This window comes from Amycolatopsis albispora (assembly GCF_003312875.1).
Lineage (GTDB): Bacteria > Actinomycetota > Actinomycetes > Mycobacteriales > Pseudonocardiaceae > Amycolatopsis > Amycolatopsis albispora.
Genome location: NZ_CP015163.1, coordinates 1,927,581 through 1,946,635, shown reverse-complemented (window position 1 = coordinate 1,946,635; position 19,055 = coordinate 1,927,581). Strand labels below are relative to the sequence as shown.

Here is a 19,055-nt window from a genome sequence, read left to right as displayed (position 1 = left end):
TCCCGTTCCGCCGGACGTCGTACGTCCGCGGCACGCTAGACGGGGGCGGCCCGGGCGGTCAAATGTCCACAGTGGACTAACGGGCCCGATGCCATGAATGTGGCTTTCATAGCGTGAGACGCAATGAAAGCCACATTCATAGCGTTGGCTCAGATGAGGCCGAGCTTCTTCACCGCGTCGCGCTCCTCGATGAGCTCCTGCACCGAGGCGTCGATGCGGGTGCGGGAGAACTCGTTGATCTCCAGGCCCTGCACGATTTCGTACTTGCCGTCGCGGGCGGTGACCGGGAAGGACGAGATGAGGCCCTCCGGCACGCCATAGGAACCGTCGGAGACCACCGCGGCCGAGGTCCAGTCACCCTCCGGGGTGCCGTTGACCCAGGTGTAGACGTGGTCGATGGCGGCGGACGCGGCCGAAGCGGCCGACGACGCGCCGCGCGCCTCGATGATCGCCGCGCCGCGCTTGGCGACGGTCGGGATGAAGGTGTCGCTCAGCCACGCCTCGTCGTTGACCGCCTCGGCGGCGTTCTTGCCGGCCACCTCGGCGTGGAAGATGTCCGGGTACTGGGTGGCCGAGTGGTTGCCCCAGATGGCCAGCTTCTTGATCTCCGACACCGGCACGCCGAGCTTCTTCGACAGCTGCGCCAGCGCGCGGTTGTGGTCCAGGCGGGTCATCGCGGTGAAGCGGTCCGCCGGTACGTCCGGCGCGTGGGCCTGGGCGATCAGCGCGTTGGTGTTGGCCGGGTTGCCCACCACCAGCACCTTGATGTCGTCGGCGGCACCGGCGTTGATCGCCTCGCCCTGCGGCTTGAAGATGCCGCCGTTGGCCTCGAGCAGGTCACCGCGCTCCATGCCCTTGGTACGCGGGCGCGCGCCGACCAGCAGCGCCACGTTGGCGCCGGAGAAGGCCTGCTTGGCGTCGTCGAAGATGTCCGTGCCGGCCAGCAGCGGGAAGGCGCCGTCCTCGAGTTCCAGCGCGGTGCCCTCGGCCGCCTTCACCGCCTGCGGGATCTCCAGCAGCCGCAGTCGCACCGGGGTGTCCGGGCCGAGCAGCTGACCGGACGCGATGCGGAAGAGCAGCGCGTACCCGATCTGGCCGGCCGCGCCGGTGACGGTGACGTTGACAGGGGCTTGGGTCATCACGATTCTCCTGCAGACAGCGTTGGCTCATGGCTTTGTGCGAGCGATGTTATCCCTCTCCGTAACCGCCGTCGGGGTGCGTCTTGTCACGCCGCACGCCGAAGGCGTTCCCGAGCGCCACCAGCTCGGCGTCGAGCTGGTCCAAGCTGGACAGCAGCGACCGCCGGGTGGCGTCACCGGCGCACTCGCCGGGCGGCAGCCCGGTCGCCCGTTCGAGCTGCCTGCGATCGGCTCCCGCGGGCTCGCGCACCACTTCGAGCAGGGTGTCCACCTTGCGCGTGATGCCGCCGAGCACTTCGGGCAGCCGCTCGTCACCGGCGAACATGCCCGGTTGCGCGCGGGCGGCGACGTGCCGTGCCCGGAAGGCGATGGACTCCAGCGTGCCCTGCACGTGCCAGCCGAGGTCGCGCCGCGCGGTGCTGACGTTCACCGGATGGGTGAGCGGCTCGATGGTGCGGCGCACCTGGTCGACGTCGCGGTCCAGGCTGCGGGACAGCTCGATGATGTTGACATTCTCACGTCCGGACAGCAGCTCGCCGGCGCGGTCCAGGAAGGCACGCAGGTCCTCCAGCGTGGTCGCGATGTCGTCGAGCATCACCGAGCGCGTGCGCACCGGCACGATCACCACCGCGGCGAGCATGCCGGCGGCCGCGCCCACCGCGGTCTCGGCGAGCCGGATCCACAGCACCTCGAAGGTGAACGTGCCCAGCAGGCTGTACAGCAGCCCGAGCATGGCGGTGATGAAGAAGGCCATGATCGTCTGCGACACGCGCGAGAAGTAGACCATGCCGAACACACAGACCAGCAGCAGCGCGAGCGTGGCTGGCGCGTTGCCGACCACCAGCAGCGCCGCGAGCACACCGCCGAAGATGCCGACGAGCGTGCCGACCAGGCGCCGCATGCCCTTGACGAAGGTCGCGCCCGCGGTCGCCGAGCCGAGGAACACCACGAAAACGGTGAGCACGGCCCAGTACCAGCGCTGCGGGGACACCAGCTCGCCGCCGAGCACCGCCAGCCCGCCGCCGACGACGGCCTGGATGGCGCTCCTGGTCTGGTTGTCGTAGGTGAAGACCGCCTTGCGCTCGGCTTCCTCGCCTTCGTCGCCTTCTTCGGGTGGCAGCTCGTCGTTCTCCGCGACGCGCTGCGCGTTCACGTCGGCGATGGCCAGTTCCGCGATGGCGTGCCGCAGCTCGTCACCCGGCCGGGCGTGCTCGCCGATCCGGCTGCCCGCCACCAGCATCTGGCTGAACTCGGCCGAGTCGCTGATCACCGGCAGCTCACGCGGGTCACGGCCGATCAGCGAGCCGAACCGGCGCAGCGCGGCGATCAGGTCCGCCCTGGTCTCGTCGTCGAGGTCTTCCGCGGCGGTGCGGCGCAGCGTGATCACCAGCCACTCGACGGCCAGCTCCACCTCGATCGCCCGCCGCCGCAGCACGCCGACCGCGCGTTCGTCCACCACGTCGGGCGCGACGTCCTCGACCATCAGCACGCACTCGTGCATCCGGTTCGCCGCGGTGCGCAGCTGCTTGTCGTTGCGCCCGCCCGCTTCCAGGTACGCCTGCGCGGCCCGGATGACCGCCGCGAGGCGCGCCCGGAAGGCCCGCCGCACCCGCAGCAGTTCCTTGGCCGGGCGGCGGGGGAACACCACCAGCCGGAGGAAGGCGTTCGACGCGATCCCGGCGAACAGCGCGCCCAGCAGCGCGGGCACCTGCGCGACGTGCGTCTGCAGGAACATCGCGAAGAAGAACAGGAAGAAGGTGGCCGAGCCGAGCGCGATGCCGCGTGCGCCCCAGCGCTGCGCGTAGACCGCGACGAAGATCAGCAGCACAAAAACCACGCTGTCCAGCGGCGGCAGCGAGGCGCCGAGGCTGGCCAGCGTCAGCGACACCGCGCCGGTGACCAGCACCAGCAGCAACGTCACCAGATCCTGGCCGGTGGTCTCCTCGTGCACGGTGAACGCGCTCATCATCGCGCCGATCGCGCCGACCATCACCACCGTCAGCGGCTGCCCGAACGGCAGCAGCACCAGCACGGTCAGCACGATGCCGAAGATCGCGGACAGGGCCAGGCGCAACCGGCCGAAGCCGGGGTCGGAGGCGACGAACCGGTCGCGTGCCGCCGCGCCGAACTCGGTGAGCCGGACGATCATGCCGGGCCGCTCCCGAGCAGCTCCCACTGCGCCAGGCTGATCCGCCGGTCCGTGCCCGCGGTGACGCGCAGCCGGTAGTGACGGCAGGCAGCGGGCTCGGCCAGCGAGAACGGCCGGGTCTGGCGGCGCCAGCGGAACACCTGGCCGAGGCGCTCGTCGAGCGTTCTCCACGACTCGCCGTCGTCGGAGCCTTCCAGCACCCACGACGACGGGTCGCCCTCACCGAGCCCGGAAGTCAGCGTGTACAGCAGAACCGGCCTCGGCGCACCGTCCACGGTGAACTCGACGGTGGGCGTGGCGGTGCCGAAGTTGACCTGCGTGCGGCTGGTGTTGTCGAACAGCTGGGTCACGTCGTTGTCCGCGGACCGGCCGGTGCCGGGGAGGTCGGCGAGCGGCGCGGCGGGCAGCTCACCGGTGGTCATCGAGGGCGGCAGGTCGTCCTCGCCGGTGCCCCAGTCGCCGGGCTCCTCGGCCAGGTCGAAGTCGAGCACCGCGCCCTTGGCCAGCGTTTCGTGCGGGATGTGCGTCTTCGAGTACGGCTCGCCGTTGACCGTCAGCCCGCGCACGTAGGCCGTGGACGCCGTGTTGCCCGGCGCGTTGATCACCAGCTGCTCGCCGTTGTCGAGGTGCACGGTGGCCTTGGTGAACAACGGCGCACCGAGCACATAGGACGGGCTGCCCATGGCCAGCGGGTAGAGGCCGAGTGCGGCGAACAGGTACCACGCCGACATCTCGCCGTTGTCCTCGTCGCCGGGATAACCCTGGCCGATCTCACTGCCGAGGTAGCAGCGCAGCAATACCTCGCGCACGATCGCCTGCGCCTTGGCCGGGGCCCCGGCGTGCAGGTACATCCACGGGATGTGGTGCGACGGCTGGTTCGAATGCCCGTACTGGCCGAGGCGGACGTCCCTGGCCTCGGTCATCTCGTGGATGATGCCGCCGTAGGAACCCGGTTTGAGCCCGGTCTCCGGGGTGGCGAAGAAGGTGTCCAAAGCGGACTCGAGCTTCTTGCGCCCGCCGAACAGGTTCGCCAGCCCGTTGCCGTCGTGGGGGGCGGTGAAGGCCATGTTCCAGCCGTTGGTCTCGGTGTAGTCGAAGCCCCACACGGCCGGGTCGTACTGCTCGGGGCTCCACCGCCAGCCACCGGCGGAGTCGCGGCCCTGGAAGAAGCCGACGCGTTTGTCGAAGTGGTGGACGTAGTGCAGCGCGCGGCTGGTGAAGTACCGCAGGTTGTCCAGGTACTCCTGCTTGCGCGGGTGGTCGTCGCGGGCGGCTTCGTACAGCGCCCGCGAAAGGTTCGCGATGCCGAAGTCGTTGATGCAGCCCTCCAGCGCCCACGACAGACCCTCCGGTGTGGACACCGGCGTGTAGCCGAGGAAGATCGACTCGTCGAGCCCCTTGCGGCCGACGTTCTTCGCCGGTGGCGTCACCGTGGCGTTCTTCAGCGCGGCGTCGTAGGCGGCCTCGCCGTCGAAGTTGCGCACGCCCTTGAGGTAGGCGTCGGCGAAGGCGACGTCCGAGCTGGTGCCGGTCATCAGGTTCGCGTAACCGGGAGAGGACCAGCGCGAGATCCAGCCGCCCTCGCGGTACTGCTGCACAAAACCCTCGGCCAGCTGCCCGCAGCGTTCCGGGCTGAACAACGCGTACGCGGGCCACGTGGTGCGGTAGGTGTCCCAGAAGCCGTTGTTCACCACCATCGGGCCGTCGAGCACCTTGGCTCCGGTGCGGCGGCGCGTGCTCAGCCGGGCCGACCGGATGACCGGGCTGGCGTGCCGGTAGGCCGGGGCCGCCGCGGTACCGGTGTTCTCGTGCGCGGAGTTCGGATACAGGTAGAGCCGGTACAGGTTCGAGTAGAACGTGGTGAGCTGGTCCTCGCTGGCGCCTTCGATCTCGAAGCGCCCCAGCACCTTCCGCCACTCCTCGCGCGCGTGATCGCGCACCGCCTCGAAGGTGGTGCCGTCCGGGATCTCCAGTTCGAGGTTGTGCCGCGCCTGCCGCAGGCTGATCAGGGAGGTGGCGATCCGCAGGGTCACCGCCTCCTGCTCGCCGACGTCGAAGCTCAGGTGGCCGGTGACCGTGCGCCACGGCGGGTTGCGCACCTTGCGCGCGGCCTTCACCGGGCGGTCGACCTTGCCGTAGACGTACATCCGGCGCGCGCCCACGGACAGCCTGCTGCGGACCCAGGTGTGCCCGGTGACCGTGCCGTCCGACCGCAACCGGAGCCCGCCGCGGTTGGCCGCGTTGTCGAAGATCAGGTGCGCTTCGCCGGCCGGGAAGGTGAACCGCAGCATGGCGGCGTGGTCGGCGGGCGCGATCTCGCCGGTGATCCCGTTGTCGAAGCGCACCCGGTAGTGGTACGGCCGGTCCAGCTCGTTGGCGTGCTCGAAGGCGAGCGCTCTGGCCTGGCGGTCCACGGTCAGCTCGCCGACGCGCGGCATGACCTGGAAGGTGTGCCGGTCGCCCATCCACGGGCTGGGCTGGTGGCTCAGCCCGAACGCCTCCAGCGCCGGGCGGTTCGCGCCGTTGTTGCGCCGGTGGTACTCGTACACCCAGGTGGTCGAACCGGCGTCGGTCACCGGGGTCCAGAAGTTGAAGCCGTGGGGGAGCGCGGTGGCCGGGATGTTGTTGCCGCGTGAGCGGTTGTTCGCCGAATGCGTGCCGCGGGTGGTGCGCACGCGGTCGACCGGCTCCACCTCGGTGCGTTCGGGGACTTCGGTGATCCGCACGTCGTCGAGCCAGCCGGAGACCTCGCCGCCGCCCTCGGGCACCTCGGTGGTCAGCAGGATCGCCTTCGCCCGCTTGCCCGCCGCGGCGGCGAGTGAGCAGCGGATGAGGTTCCACTGGTCCAGGTACAGCTTCTTGGCCAGGCCCTGCGCCTTCGCGGTGACCTCGAAGCCGTGCTGGTCGAGCAGCCGCAGCGAAGCGAGCGTGGTGCCGTCGTCGAACTCGATGTCGATGGCGACGAAGGTGGCGCGCCAGGCCGGATCGGCCTCTGGGAACACCACATAGGACAGTTCGCTGCGCTCGGTGATGAGCAGGTCGGTGCGGAACAGCCCGGTCCTCGCCTGCCCGGCCACCTCGGTGCGGTAGGCGAGCGCGGCCAGTCCGCTGAAGCCCGCGCCCGGCTTGGCCGCCGGCGCGTTCGCCGGGCCACCGCCGACGTGGACGCGGAGCCGGTCGCCGCTGCCGGGCGCGGGGTCGCCGTGCTCGAAGGACGAGAAGAACTCGGTCGGCTGATCGGGCATGGGGCACACGTTAACGGGCGGCGCCCGGATTCACCGGACGCCGCCCGCGTTGCCGTGACTCTTGGAGGGTTGAAGTGTTTGCGTGGCGGTGCGGGTGGCGGAACCTCAGGCGTCTTCTCGCTCCGGGATCTCCAACTCATGAATGCCGATTCACCACGTTGAAGCTGTCCTCGCGAGAAGACGCCTGAGAACCCGCGCCGGTGCGGGTTGACGGCCCACCGCCAGCGGCTCCGCCGCTGAGCTGCGGTCGCTACAACCCCGCGCACTGCCCGGCGACGGCGCCGCGCACGGAGTTCACCAGGGTGTTGTTCACCGGCTGGGTGTTGCCGCCGCAGCTGAGCGGGCCCTGCACGGTGTTCGCCGCGACCAGCACCGACGGGCCGGTGTTGCCGTTGATCTCCACCGGGCCGTACACCGTGGTGCGCTCCAGCGCGACCGCGCCACTGGAACCGGTGATCGAGATCGGCCCGGTCACCTTGGTGCCGACAAACCGCACCGAACCGGCCTTCGAGGCCGAAACCGGACCGCTGATCGCACCGCCGTCGACCACCAGCGAGGCGCCCTCGGCCACGGTCACCGGGCCGCGCACGTTCGCGCCGTCGACGCAGGTCACGCCGCTGGTCACGGCCAGCGCGCCCTGGTGCTCCCCGCGGACCGTGGTGGTGCACACCGGGTCCGGCTTGCCGAGCAGTTCGACCTCGGCGAGCGCGGTACCACCGCCGGTGAACTCCAGCCGGTAATGCGTGTAGTGCCCCGGCTTGGCCGCCTTGAACGCCCGCGTGTGCTGGCGCCACTGGAAGGTCTGGTCCTTGCGCTCGTCCACCACGGCCCAGGTCTGGCCGTCGTAGGAGCCCTTCAGCACCCAGCTCGCCGGCTCACCAGCGCCCTTCGGCGAAGTCAGCGTGTAGAAGCTCGCCGCCTCGTTGTCCGAGTTCAGCTGGTACCGCACCCACGAACCCGGCTTCGACTCCGAGCCCGAGGTGTTGTCGAACAGCCCGTTCACGTCCCCGGACTCCGCCGTCGCGGTGCCCTTGCCCGGCCCGGTCAGGTCGTGCAGCGGGCTGGCCACCGCGGTGCCACCGGTGATCGACTCCGGCGCGTCACCCGGCCCGGTGCCCCAGGCCGACGGCTGCGGGCCCATGGTGAAGTCCAGCGTGCCGCCGTTCGCCAGCAGGTCGTGCGGCAGCGACGTGGAGGTGTGCTCCTTGCCGTTGACCTTCAGCCCCTGCACGTAGACGTTCTTCGCGTTGTTCTGCGGCGCGTTGATCACCAGCTTCCGGCCGTTCTCCAGGTTCACCGTGGCCTTGGTGAACAACGGCGAGCCGATCGCGTAGTCCGCCTTGCCCATCTGCAGCGGGTAGAAGCCCAGTGCGCTGAAGAGGTACCAAGCGGACATTTCGCCGTTGTCCTCGTCGCCCGCGTAACCCTGGCCCAGCTCGCCGCCCAGGTACAGCCGCGAGAGCACCTCGCGCACCTTCTCCTGGGTCTTCGACGGCTGACCGGCGTAGTTGTACATGTAGGGAATGTGGTGCGAGGGCTGGTTGGAGTGTCCGTACTGGCCCATCCGCACGTCCCTGGCCTCGCGCATCTCGTGGATCACGCCGCCGTACGAACCCGGGAAGGTGGCTGTCTCCGGGGTGGCCCAGAACTCGTCGAGCTTCTTGGCCAGCCCGTCCTTGCCGCCGTAGAGGTTGGCCAGGCCGTTGCCGTCGTGCGGCACGGTGAAGGCCATGTTCCAGCCGTTGGTCTCGGTGTAGTCGTGACCCCACTCGCGGGGTTCGTACGCACCGGCCGGGACCCGCCACTCACCCGTGGGCGACTTGCCCTGGAAGAAGCCGATCGACGGGTCGAAGTGGTTGACGTAGTTCTGCGCGCGGTTGGTGAAGTACTCGTAGTTCTCCAGGAACTCCTGCTTGCGCGGATCGTCCGCCGGGGCTTCGTCGTACAGCCGCTTCGACATGTTCGCGATGCCGAAGTCGTTGACGTAGCCCTCGATGCCCCACGACATGCCCTCGCCGGTCGCGGTCGAGGTGTAGCCGAGGAAGATCGACGTGTCCAGGCCCTTGCGGCCCACGCTCGCGTTCGGCGGGGTCACGCTGGCGTTCTTCAACGCCGCGTCGTACGCCGAGCGCACGTCGAAGTTGCGCACGCCCTTGAGATACGCGTCGGCGAAGGCCACGTCCGAGCTGGTGCCGGTCATCAGGTTCGCGTAACCGGGGGAGGACCAGCGCGAAATCCAGCCGCCGTCGCGGTACTGCTGGGTGAACCCGTCGACCATCTTCCCGGCCATCGTCGGCGTGAGCAGTGCGTACGCGGGCCAGGTGGTGCGGTAGGTGTCCCAGAAGCCGTTGTTGACGAAGATCTCGCCGTCGACCAGCTTCGAACCGGTGTGCGTCGGCGTGTCCGGGCCGGTTTTCGGCGCGACCGGGCTGGCGTACTGGATCTTCGGCTGCTGCTTGGTGCCGACGTTCTCGTAACCCGAGTTCGGGTAGAGGAACAGGCGGTACAGGTTCGAGTAGAGCGTCTGGAGCTGGTCGGCGCTGGCGCCCTCGACCTCGATCACCCGCAGCTTCTCATCCCAGGCCGCCTGCGCGGCGTCACGCACCGATTCGAGCGTCGCGCCCGGGTCGATCTCCTGCTCCAGGTTCTTCTTCGCCTGGTCCACGCTGATCAGCGAGGTGGCGATGCGCATCTGCACGGTCTTCGAGCCGCCGGTGTCGAAGCGCAGGTAACCCCGCACGTTGTCGCGGCCCTCGCCGGGCAGCTTGTCGCCCGCGGTCACCGGCTTGTCGAACTCGGCGTAGACGAACAACCGGCCCGCGCCTGCCGACAGCCCGCTCTTGACGTCGGAGAACCCGCTGATCGTGCCGGCCGCCTTGTCCAGCGTCAGGCCGCCGTTGTTGTTCACGTTGTCGAAGATCAGGTTCGCGTCGGCACCGGGGAAGGTGAACCGGAACAGCGCCGCGTGATCGGTCGGGGCCAGCTCGGTCTTGATGCCGTTCTCGAACTGGACGCCGTAGAAGTGCGCCTTGGCTTCCTCGTTCTCGTGCCTGAACGCCAGTTCACGGGCGTCGCGGTTGGCGTCGGGCACACCGGCGGCGAGCGAGGGCTGGACCTGGAAGGTCTGCCGGTCACCCATCCACGGGCTGGGCTCGTGGCTGACGCTGAACGCCTGCGCGGTCGGCAGGTTCTGCGCGTTGTTGGCTTCGTGGTAGCGGTAGAGCCAGCTGGTCGAACCGGCGTCGGTCACCGGGGTCCAGAAGTTGAACCCGTGCGGCACCGCGGTGGCCGGGAAGTTGTTGCCGCGCGAGAAGGTCGAGTTCGCGTGCGTGCCGCGCGTGGTCAGCACGTGGTCGCTCGGGCGGGCGTTCGCCGGGGGAGCGGGTGTGCCCGCGCCGAGGCGGATGTCGTCGAGCCAGCCCTGCAGCGGCGCGGGCCCGGCCGGGTTGTCGTAGCCGACCAGGATCCGGTCGATCACCTTGCCCTTGGCCACCGTGCCGATCGCCGACCGCACGGAGTTCCACTGGTTGATCGACAGCGACTTGGCCGCGCCCTGACCGGCGGGGGACAGGGCGAAGCCGTACTGGTCGGCCGCGCCGAGGTCGCTGAGGTAGCTGCCGTCGGTGAAGGCCAGGTCCACCGCGACGTGGGTGCTGGGATACCGGAGGTCGTCACCGGAGAACTCCGGGAAGACCTTGTACGACAGCTCGGTGTGGTCGTGGACGGGCAGGTCGACGTCGAAGATCTTGTTGTAGGAGTAACCGCGGCCGTCGACGGTGTGCGTGCCCGAGTAGCGGAAGGCGCGGGAGCCGGAGTACCCGGCACGCGACTTGTTCGTGTACCCGCCGGTCGGGCCGCCGTCGGGGAAGCTGCGCATGTTGGGCAGCGGCGGCGGGGCCGGTTCGTCGTTGGCCAGCAGCAGCTCGGCGAGCTGGAGCAGCGGGGCGCCGTGGTTCTTGGTGATGTCGAGCCGGAAGTACTGGAAGGTGGCCGGGGCGGCCAGGCGGTACTCCTTGGGCTGGAAGCGTTCGCTGAACGCCTGGCCGGTCTGGGTGTCGAGATCGGTCCAGGTGGTGCCGTCGGCGGAGCCCTGGAGCTTCCAGTCCCGCGGGTCGCGGTCGGCGAAGTCGTTCGCCGAGGTCAGGCCGTACCGGGTGATCGTCACCGGCTCGGTCATGGCGAACTGCGCCCAGGCCGCCGGGTTCTTCGACAGCCACTTCGATTCGGGCTTGCCGTCGGCCAGGTTGGGCGCGATCTCGCCGCCCTCGGGATTCTCGCTGCTGGCGGTGGCCTCGGTGAGCTTGCCGCGGACGTCACCGGGGACGGCGGTGCCGTTGGCGCCGTTGACCCCGTGGGCCTTCGGCTTGCCGTCGGGGCCGGTGTCCACCGTGTCGGTCCAGTCGGGCGCCGGTTCGCCGGGCTCGAACGAGGAGTGGAAGTCGGGCGGGGGCGCGGGCGCGGCGAAGGCGGGGGAGGGGACCGCGGTCAGGCCAGCCGAGAGCACCACGGCGGACAGCAGCGCGCAGACCGGTGGTCGGACGCTTCGGGGCATCTTTGCTCCAGGTTCCGGGCGGGTCGCAGGGGAGGCGCCGCCGGAACGGCGCCTCGTTAAGTAAGCGCGCCGTGACATCGTTGTCAAGAACGCGCCCGGTTCCCGTCCGAAATCAGACAAACCCGAGATCGGTGTATAACGACCTATACGGCTCGGCTTGGTCGCGTAGCCCCTTCCGCCAAAGGGAGCAAACAGCTGCGGAAGGTCAGCAGTGGCTGAACAAGTGGTCCAGCACGCGGGTGCCGAAGTGAAGGCCTTCCACCGGGACCCGTTCGTCGACGCCGTGTGCCATCGCCCGGTAGTGGAAGCCCTGCGGCAACCACAGCGGCGCGAACCCGTAGCAGTCGATGCCGAGCTTCGCGAACGCCTTGGCGTCCGTGCCGCCGCCCAGGCAGTACGGCACCACCACGGCGCCCGGGTCCTGCGACCGCAGCGCGGCGCCCATGGCGTCGAACCACGGCGAGTCCACCGGCGCCTGCACCGGGCCCTGGTGCGCGACGAACTCCCTGGTCACGTCCGGCCCGAGCAGTTCGTCCACTGTGGCCAGCAGCTCCGCCTCGGTGCCGGGCAGCGTGCGCGTGTCCACCTGGGCCTGCGCCACGCTGGGGATCACGTTCACCTTGTAGCCGGCGTCGAGCATGGTCGGCGTGGTGCTGTTGCGCACGGTCGACTCGACCAGGGACGCCGCCGGGCCCAGCCGCGCCAGCGTTCCGTCCACATCGGACAGATCGACCTCGACGTCGAGCGCCTTGCCGGTTTGCTCGATGAACGCCCGCACGGCGGGGGTCAGGTGCACCGGCCACTGGTGCGTGGCGATCCGGTGCAGCGCGGCGACCAAGCGCACCACGGCGTTTTCGTGGTTGCGGCGGGAACCGTGGCCCGCGCGGCCGCGGGCGGTCAGCCGCAGGTGCGCGGTCCCGCGCTCGGCCGCGCCGACCGGGTAGATCCGCACGATCCGGCCGTCGGCCGCGGGCACGTGGTAGGTGTAGCCGCCGGATTCGCTGATCGCCGCGGCACAACCGTCGAAAAGGGACGGATGCCGCTCGACCAGCCAGTGCGCGCCGTACTCGCCGCGGTCCTCCTCGTCGGCGACAAAGGCGAGCACGACATCGCGGCGCGGCCGCCTGCCCTCGCGCGCGAAGGTGTCCACAACGGACAGGACCATCGCGCAGAAGTCCTTCATGTCGGTGGCACCGCGGCCCCAGAGAAAACCGTCGCGCACTTCACCGGAGAACGGCGGCACGCTCCAGTCGGCGGCGTCGGCGGGCACCACGTCGAGATGACCCTGCACCAGCAGCGGCGGCAGGGCCGGATCACTGCCCGCGACCCGGGCGACCACATTGGCCCGTCCCGGCGCCGACTCGTAGATCTCCGGGCTCAGCCCGGCGTCGGTGAGCAGGCCCGCCACGTATTCGGCGGCGTCCCGTTCCCCCTCGGAATCCCCGTTGCCCCGGTTCGTCGTGTCGAACCGCACCAGGTCGGCGCAGACCGACACCGGGTCCAGCATGTTCGCCTCAGCCATACTTCCCCTGCACCGCGCCCGCGGCGATCGCGGTGACCACCTTGAACGCCTTCATCGCTTCGGTCATGTTCGGCGCGTCGAAGCCCACGCGGCGGACCCCGACCTGGTCCACGGTAGGGATGACCGCGGTCGCCTGCGCGAGGTGGCTCGCGTCGAACTCCACTTCGATGCGGTGACCACGCGGCGACGGTTCCCCGCGCCCGGCGCGCGCCATCGCCCGCTTCGCCGCGTCAGCCTGGAGTTCGGCCGTGCGCGAAGGGGGCAGGCAGATCGCCGCGTACCGGCTCACGCATTCCTTCACCGCGACCAGTTCCGCGCCCGGCGCGTAGTCCGCGGCGTCCTCGCAGGTCTTGTCGTCCCCGGTGACCAGGAGGACCGGCACGCCGTATTCGGCAGCGAGCGCGGCGTTGAGCCTGCCCTCGCTGGCGTGCACACCGTCGAGCCACACGCCGGTGATCTGGTTCTCCAGGTACGTGTGGGAAAGCACGCCGTCGGCGCCGGCCCCGGCGTGATAACCGAGGAAGACCACACCGTCCACATCGCTGTCGATGCCCTGCATCATCGACAGCGGCTTGTGCCTGCCGGTGAGCATCCTGGCGCGCGGGTCGAGTTCTTCGAGCAGCAGGTTGCGCTGGGACGAATGGGCCTCGTTCACCAGCAGGTCGCGCGCGCCGCCGTCGGCCAGGCCGGCGGCCACGGCGTTGACGTCCCCGGTGAACAGCCTGCGGAATCGTTGCCACTGCTCGGTTCCGGGGACCACGTCGTCGGTCCAGGTGACCCCCGTGGCACCCTCCATGTCGGCCGAGATCATGATCCGCATGGGGTTCAACCTAGTCCTCGCCACAAGTGATGTTCATCATCGCCCCCACCTGGTTGGGTAACGGCTTGGCATGAACGACCGGCAATCGTTGACTTCGGGTGGCGGTGAATGGTTACTTTTCGGCTTTCGGGGACGGGGCCTGAGCTAGACGATTGGGGATCGCGAGAATGCGTGCAGTGAGAAACTCCTGGCGGCGGCGCGCGGCCGCGCTGGGTGCCACCGCGCTGGTGGCCGCGCCGGTGCTGGCCACCGCGCCCGCGCAGGCACAGCAGCCGACCGTGCTGCGGGTGGCTTTGGTCCAGTCCATCGACCACCTGAACCCGTTCACCGCGAGCTTCGCCTCCACCGCGATGATCGGCCGGATCTCCTGGGAGTTCCTCACCCTGGCTTCGGCGGAGGACAACCTGCCCGTGCCCGGGCTGGCCGAGTCGTGGACGCCCTCGGCGGACGGGCTGACCTGGACGTTCAAGATCCGCGACGCGAAGTGGTCCGACGGCAAGCCGCTGACCGCGCGCGACGCCGCGTTCACCTTCAACCGGATGATGTCGGACCCGGCCGCGCGTGAGGCGAACGGGACCTTCGTCGAGCAGTTCCAGGCGGTGACCGCGCCCGACGACCGCACGCTGACCGTCACGCTGAAGAAGCCGCAGGCCTCGATGACCGCGCTCGACGTGCCGATCGTGCCCGAGCACATCTGGTCGGGCGTGACCGACATGGCCTCGCCGGAGACCGACACGGTGGCGAAGGTCGGCGTGGGCTCCGGCCCGTTCACCATCACCGAGTACCAGACGAACCAGCTGGTCAAGATGAAGGCGAACGAGCACTACTGGCGTGGCGCGCCGAAGGTCGACGAGCTGCACTTCGTCCGATTCGACAACGCCGACGCCGCGGTCAACGCGCTGAACAACGGCGAGGTGGACCTGATCAACCGGCTCACCGCCACCCAGTTCGACTCGCTCAAGGACAAGCCGGGCATCACCACGAACAAAGCCGTCGGCCGCCGGTACGACGAGCTGCTGATCAACCCGGGCGCGCAGAACTTCGACCGGCAGCCGATCGGTGACGGGCACCCGGCGCTCAAGGACGTCCGGGTGCGCAAGGCGATCGCCCGCGCGATCGACCCGGCGACCATCATCGACAAGGTGCTCGGCGGTTACGGCGAGGCGCCGGGCGGCATCGTGCCGCCGGTGTTCAAGACCTACCACTACGAGCCGGGCCCGGCCGAGAAGTACACCTTCGACCTGGCCGCCGCGAACGCCGCGCTGGACCAGGCCGGTTATCCGAAGGGCGCGGACGGGGTCCGCGTCGGGCCGGACGGCCGCCGCCTGGAGCTGCGGCTGACCGGGCACGCCACCCGCGACTACGACCAGCGCGTGGTCAAGTACCTCTCGGGCTGGCTCGGTGAGATCGGCATCAAGGTGATCGAGAAGCTGGTGTCGGACAACGAGGTGGACGAGTCGACCTCCGCTGGCAACTACGACCTGGCGATCTCCGGCTGGGGCACCAACCCGGACCCGGACTACATCCTGGCGAAGCAGACCTGCTCGGTGCTGCCCGCCACGGCAGGCAGCACCAGCAGCAACGCGTTCTTCTGCGACCCCGAGTACGACCGGCTCTACGCGCTGCAGGCCGCCGAGACCGACATCCCGAAGCGCGCCGAGTACGCGAAGCAGGCCCAGGCCCGCTACTACGACCAGGCGCCGAGCGTGGTGCTCGACTACAAGAACGCGCTGGAGGCCTACCGTTCCGACAAGTTCTCGTCGCTGACCAAGCAGCCCGTCGCCGACGGCGCGCTGATGGAGCAGAGCGGGTACTGGAGCTTCTACGGTGCGGTGCCCGCCGGTGAGGACGCCGCGGCGGCGGACTCGGGCGGCCTGCCGACCGGGGCGTGGATCGCCATCGGCGCCGGTGCGGTCCTCTTGGTGGTGCTGATCGGCGTCGGCGTGTCGCGGCGCGGCAAGGCCGCCGGCTCCGACGACGACAAGGAATAGGAGCAAGAGGCGTTGACCGAAGCGGTCTCGACAGCCACGGGCACCGAGCTGCCCGACCCGGACGAACGACGCGGGGGTACCGGGACCCTTCGGTTTCTCGCCGGGAAGATCGGCGCCGGGCTGGTCAGCCTGCTGCTGGTGGTGGTGCTGGGCTTCCTGCTGTTCCGGATGATCCCCGGCGACCCGGTCACCACGATGACCAGGGACCGGCCGACCAGCCCGCAGCAGCTGGCCGAGCTCCGCGCCCGCCTCGGCGTGGACAAGCCGATGCTGCAGCAGTTCCTGGACTACTTCGGCGGGCTGCTGCGGGGTGATCTGGGCACCTCCTACATCTACAACCGGCCGGTGGCGGACATGATCGGCGAGCGGGTGTGGCCCACCATCCTGCTCGTCGGCACCGCCACCGTGCTGGCGGTGGCGCTGGGGTTGTGGCTCGGCGTGCGGGCGGCGTGGCGCCGGGGCAGCGGCTTCGACAAGGTCCAGACCGGGGTGGCGCTGACGCTGTGGTCGGTGCCGCAGTTCTGGCTGGGGCTGATGCTGCTGATCGCCACCCAGGGCCTGTTCCCGAGCCGCGGCATGACTTCGCCGGACACGCCGCCGGGTTTCTTCCCCGAGTTGCTGGACGTGGCGCACCACCTGGTGCTGCCGTGCGTCACCCTGCTCGCGGTGATCTACGCGCAGTACATGCTGGTGATGCGGTCGTCGCTGCTGGAGGAGATGAACGCGGACTACCTGACCACGGCCCGCGCGAAGGGGCTGCGCGACGACCTGGTGCGGCGGCGGCACGCCGTGCCGAACGCGCTGCTGCCCACGGTGACCCTGGTGTTCCTGCAGTTCGGGCTGGTGGTGTCGGGCACGGTCACGGTCGAGGCCGTGTTCTCGTGGCCGGGGCTCGGGCTGCTCACGTTCGAAGCGCTGCGCGGGCCGGACCTGCCGCTGCTGCAAGGAGTGTTCTTGATACTGGCCGGTTCGGTGGTCGTGATGAACCTGTTCGCCGAGGTGCTCTACCGGGTGCTCGACCCGAGGGTGCGTGCGTCATGAGCGAAGCTCCACAAGGGACACAACCGACACAGTCCGCGAGCGCGATCGCCTGGCAGCGCCGGTTCGCCGCCGCCGGGAAGGTCTGGAAGGAGTTCGCCAAGAACCGCGGCGGGCTGGTCGGGCTGGTGCTGCTGGCGGTGATCGTGGTGCTGGCCGTGCTGGCGCCGGTGATCACCGATCCGGCCGGGCTGGACGTGACCAAGGCGCCGGGCAGGCCGCTGCAGCCGCCGAGCGGGGAGTACCTGCTGGGCACCGACGTGGACGGCCGGTCGGTGCTGCTGCTGACCTTCTGGGGTGCGCGGGTTTCGCTGCTGGTCGGGCTGGCGGCGACCGTGCTGTCGGTGCTGATCGGCACGATCGTCGGCATCGCGGCCGGGCACTTCGGCCGGTGGGTGGCGCGGATCCTGCTGCCGTTCACCGACTTCTTCCTGGTGCTGCCGTCGCTGGTGCTGGCGATCGCGTTGTCCAGCGTGCTGCCGCGCGGCATCCCGACGATCATCGTCGCGGTCGGCGTGACCTCGTGGCCGACCACGGCGCGCCTGGTGCGCGCGCAGACGCTGACCGTGGAGAGCCGTCCGTACATCGAGCGGTCGAAGGCGCTGGGCGGCGGGCACCTGCACGTGATCGGCAAGCACGTGCTGCCCGCGGTGATGCCGCTGGTGCTGGCGAACACCACGCTGGTGGTCGGCGGCTCGATCATCGCCGAGTCCACGCTGTCCTTCCTCGGCCTCGGTGACCCGAACAACGTGTCGTGGGGTTCGATGCTGCAGACCGCGCTCAGCTCGGGCGCGGTCAGCGGCGGGGCCTGGTGGTACCTGCTGCCGCCGGGCCTGGCCATCGTGGCCATCGTGCTGTGCTTCACGCTGGTCGGCCGGGCGCTGGAGACGGTGCTCAACCCGCGGCTCAGGGGGGATCGATGAGCGCGTTGCTGGAGATCAAGGACCTGAACGTCACCTATCCGGCGCCGGGGGAGGACGTGCGCGCGGTGCGCGACGTCAGCCTGCGGCTGGAGCCGGGCGACACGGTCGGCGTGGCGGGGGAGTCCGGGTCGGGCAAGTCGACGGTGGCGATGAGCGTGCTGCGGCTGCTGCCGAAGTCCGCGAAGGTCACCGGCGAGATCCTGCTCGACGGCGAGGACGTCACCACGATGAAGTGGGGACGGCTGCGGGCGGTGCGCTGGTCCACGGCGTCGATCGTGTTCCAGGGCGCGATGCACGCGCTGAACCCGGTGCGCCGGATCGGGGAGCAGATCGCCGAGCCGATCCGGCTGCACCCGCCCGAGGGCAAGGCGCAGAGCGAAACCGCGGTGCGCGAGCGGGTGGAGGAGCTGCTGGCGCAGGTGGACCTGCCGGTCAGCCGGGCCGGTGCCTATCCGCACGAGCTGTCCGGCGGGCAGAAGCAGCGCGTGATGATCGCGATGGCGCTGGCCTGCCGCCCGCGGCTGATCATCGCCGACGAGCCGACCACCGCGCTGGACGTGATCGTGCAGGCGCAGGTGCTCCAACTGCTCAGCGGCCTGGTCGCCGAGCAGGGCATCGGGCTGATCATGATCAGTCACGACCTGTCGGTGCTGGCGGCGACCTGCGCGCGGATCGCGGTGATGTACGACGGCGAGATCGTCGAGGAGGGCGCGGGCAAGCAGGTGATGGCCGCGCCGAAGCACGCCCACACCCAGGCGCTGGCGGCGGCCTTCCCGACGGTCGGTGACCCGGTGTCGCGGTTCGCCCCGGCCACCGCGACCGAGCTGCCGCCGGAGCCGGAGACCCCGGTGGACACGGGGGAGGGGCCGCTGCTGGAGGCCAGGGACCTGCACGTCCGCTTCCGCGACCGCAGGGGCGCGGCGATCGACGCGGTCAAGGGCGTGGACCTGGAGGTCCGGCGCAACGAGATCATCGCGCTGGTCGGCCAGTCCGGTTCGGGCAAGACCACGCTGGCGCGCACGCTGATGGGCCTGCAGAAGCCGACCTCGGGGCAGGTGCTGTTCGAGGGCGTGCCGCTGACCGGTGCCGGGCTCAAGGCGTACCGGCGGCAGGTGCAACTGGTGCTGCAGGACCCGACGAGCGCGCTGAACCCGCGGCACAGCGTGTACGAGGCGGTGGCCGAAGGGCCGCGCATCCACGGGCTGGCCGAGGACGAACGCGAAATCGTCAGGAAGGCGCTGGAGGCGGCCGAACTGCGGCCGGCGGAGCGGTTCATGCAGCGGCTGCCGCACGAGCTGTCCGGCGGTCAGCGCCAGCGCGTGGTGATCGCCGGGGCGCTCGCGCTCGATCCCAAGGTGGTGGTCGCCGACGAGCCGGTGGCCTCGCTCGACGCGTCGGTGCGCGGGGAGATCCTCGCGCTGCTGCTGCGATTGCGGCGGCAGCTCGGGCTCGCCGGGCTGGTGATCACGCACGATCTGGGGCTGGCGTGGAACATCGCCGACCGGGTGGCCGTGATGTACCGCGGTGAGCTGGTGGAGGTCGGCACCGTGGAGGAGGTCCTGCTCTCGCCGCGGCACGAGTACACGAAGTCGTTGCTGGCCGCACTTCCGGGTGGAACCGTCCACGTGGAAGGCGCTGGCGCCGGGGCTTCCGGGGAGCGCGGTGTGTAATCTCCT

General features: G+C 70.0%; 10 protein-coding genes. 4 read left to right on the top strand and 6 right to left on the bottom strand.

Going from position 1 to position 19,055, the window contains the following annotated elements; translation table 11 throughout:
* Positions 1–149 precede the first annotated feature (149 nt).
* The 6 genes from A4R43_RS09100 to A4R43_RS09075 all read right to left on the bottom strand — a co-directional run bounded on the left by A4R43_RS09100 (position 150) and on the right by A4R43_RS09075 (position 13,427).
* On the bottom strand, positions 150–1,139 hold the full coding sequence (locus A4R43_RS09100) for a malate dehydrogenase (protein WP_113691919.1): 990 nt from the start codon (positions 1,137–1,139) through the stop codon (positions 150–152).
* Between the two features lie 49 nt (positions 1,140–1,188).
* Positions 1,189–3,288: an FUSC family protein gene (locus A4R43_RS09095; protein ID WP_113691918.1), complete on the bottom strand. Its 2,100-nt coding sequence runs from the start codon at positions 3,286–3,288 to the stop codon at positions 1,189–1,191.
* The gene (locus A4R43_RS09090; RefSeq protein WP_113691917.1) at positions 3,285–6,533 is read right to left on the bottom strand and encodes a GH92 family glycosyl hydrolase; all 3,249 of its coding nucleotides are present in this window, start codon (positions 6,531–6,533) and stop codon (positions 3,285–3,287) included. The genes A4R43_RS09095 and A4R43_RS09090 overlap by 4 nt, the downstream gene beginning before the upstream one ends.
* 250 nt (positions 6,534–6,783) lie before the next feature.
* Positions 6,784–11,085, bottom strand: coding sequence for a GH92 family glycosyl hydrolase (locus A4R43_RS09085; protein WP_113691916.1), 4,302 nt, complete (start codon positions 11,083–11,085; stop codon positions 6,784–6,786).
* A gap of 205 nt (positions 11,086–11,290) precedes the next feature.
* Entirely contained in the window at positions 11,291–12,592 is a 1,302-nt protein-coding gene (locus A4R43_RS09080) for a M20/M25/M40 family metallo-hydrolase (RefSeq protein ID WP_418190840.1), read from the bottom strand.
* A gap of 7 nt (positions 12,593–12,599) precedes the next feature.
* The gene (locus tag A4R43_RS09075; protein WP_113691914.1) at positions 12,600–13,427 is read right to left on the bottom strand and encodes a M55 family metallopeptidase; all 828 of its coding nucleotides are present in this window, start codon (positions 13,425–13,427) and stop codon (positions 12,600–12,602) included.
* 167 nt (positions 13,428–13,594) lie between these two features.
* Here A4R43_RS09075 and A4R43_RS09070 point away from each other — a divergent pair, with 167 nt between their 5' ends.
* From A4R43_RS09070 to A4R43_RS09055, 4 genes are read left to right on the top strand one after another with little or no spacing between them, the layout of a single operon-like run.
* Positions 13,595–15,418 carry an ABC transporter substrate-binding protein gene (locus A4R43_RS09070; RefSeq protein WP_113691913.1) on the top strand — a complete coding sequence of 608 codons (1,824 nt, stop codon included), beginning with the start codon at positions 13,595–13,597 and terminating at the stop codon, positions 15,416–15,418.
* Between the two features lie 12 nt (positions 15,419–15,430).
* Positions 15,431–16,459 (top strand): ABC transporter permease, encoded by a 1,029-nt coding sequence (locus tag A4R43_RS09065; protein WP_113691912.1) that lies wholly within the window; start codon positions 15,431–15,433, stop codon positions 16,457–16,459.
* Positions 16,456–17,379 (top strand): ABC transporter permease, encoded by a 924-nt coding sequence (locus A4R43_RS09060; protein ID WP_113691911.1) that lies wholly within the window; start codon positions 16,456–16,458, stop codon positions 17,377–17,379. The genes A4R43_RS09065 and A4R43_RS09060 overlap by 4 nt, the downstream gene beginning before the upstream one ends.
* The gene (locus A4R43_RS09055) at positions 17,376–19,049 is read left to right on the top strand and encodes a dipeptide ABC transporter ATP-binding protein (protein WP_113691910.1); all 1,674 of its coding nucleotides are present in this window, start codon (positions 17,376–17,378) and stop codon (positions 19,047–19,049) included. Before A4R43_RS09060 ends, A4R43_RS09055 begins: the two co-directional genes overlap by 4 nt.
* The last annotated feature ends 6 nt before the right edge of the window (positions 19,050–19,055 follow it).

What these genes read in the sequence shown, in the direction of transcription:
- A4R43_RS09085 (WP_113691916.1), bottom strand. Translation starts at nt 11,085, where the DNA reads ATGCCCCGAAGCGTCCGACCACCGGTCTGCGCGCTGCTGTCCGCCGTG.
- A4R43_RS09095 (WP_113691918.1), bottom strand. Translation starts at nt 3,288, where the DNA reads ATGATCGTCCGGCTCACCGAGTTCGGCGCGGCGGCACGCGACCGGTTC.
- A4R43_RS09055 (WP_113691910.1), top strand. Translation starts at nt 17,376, where the DNA reads ATGAGCGCGTTGCTGGAGATCAAGGACCTGAACGTCACCTATCCGGCG.
- A4R43_RS09080 (WP_418190840.1), bottom strand. Translation starts at nt 12,592, where the DNA reads ATGCTGGACCCGGTGTCGGTCTGCGCCGACCTGGTGCGGTTCGACACG.
- A4R43_RS09090 (WP_113691917.1), bottom strand. Translation starts at nt 6,533, where the DNA reads ATGCCCGATCAGCCGACCGAGTTCTTCTCGTCCTTCGAGCACGGCGAC.
- A4R43_RS09070 (WP_113691913.1), top strand. Translation starts at nt 13,595, where the DNA reads ATGCGTGCAGTGAGAAACTCCTGGCGGCGGCGCGCGGCCGCGCTGGGT.
- A4R43_RS09075 (WP_113691914.1), bottom strand. Translation starts at nt 13,427, where the DNA reads ATGCGGATCATGATCTCGGCCGACATGGAGGGTGCCACGGGGGTCACC.
- A4R43_RS09060 (WP_113691911.1), top strand. Translation starts at nt 16,456, where the DNA reads ATGAGCGAAGCTCCACAAGGGACACAACCGACACAGTCCGCGAGCGCG.
- A4R43_RS09100 (WP_113691919.1), bottom strand. Translation starts at nt 1,139, where the DNA reads ATGACCCAAGCCCCTGTCAACGTCACCGTCACCGGCGCGGCCGGCCAG.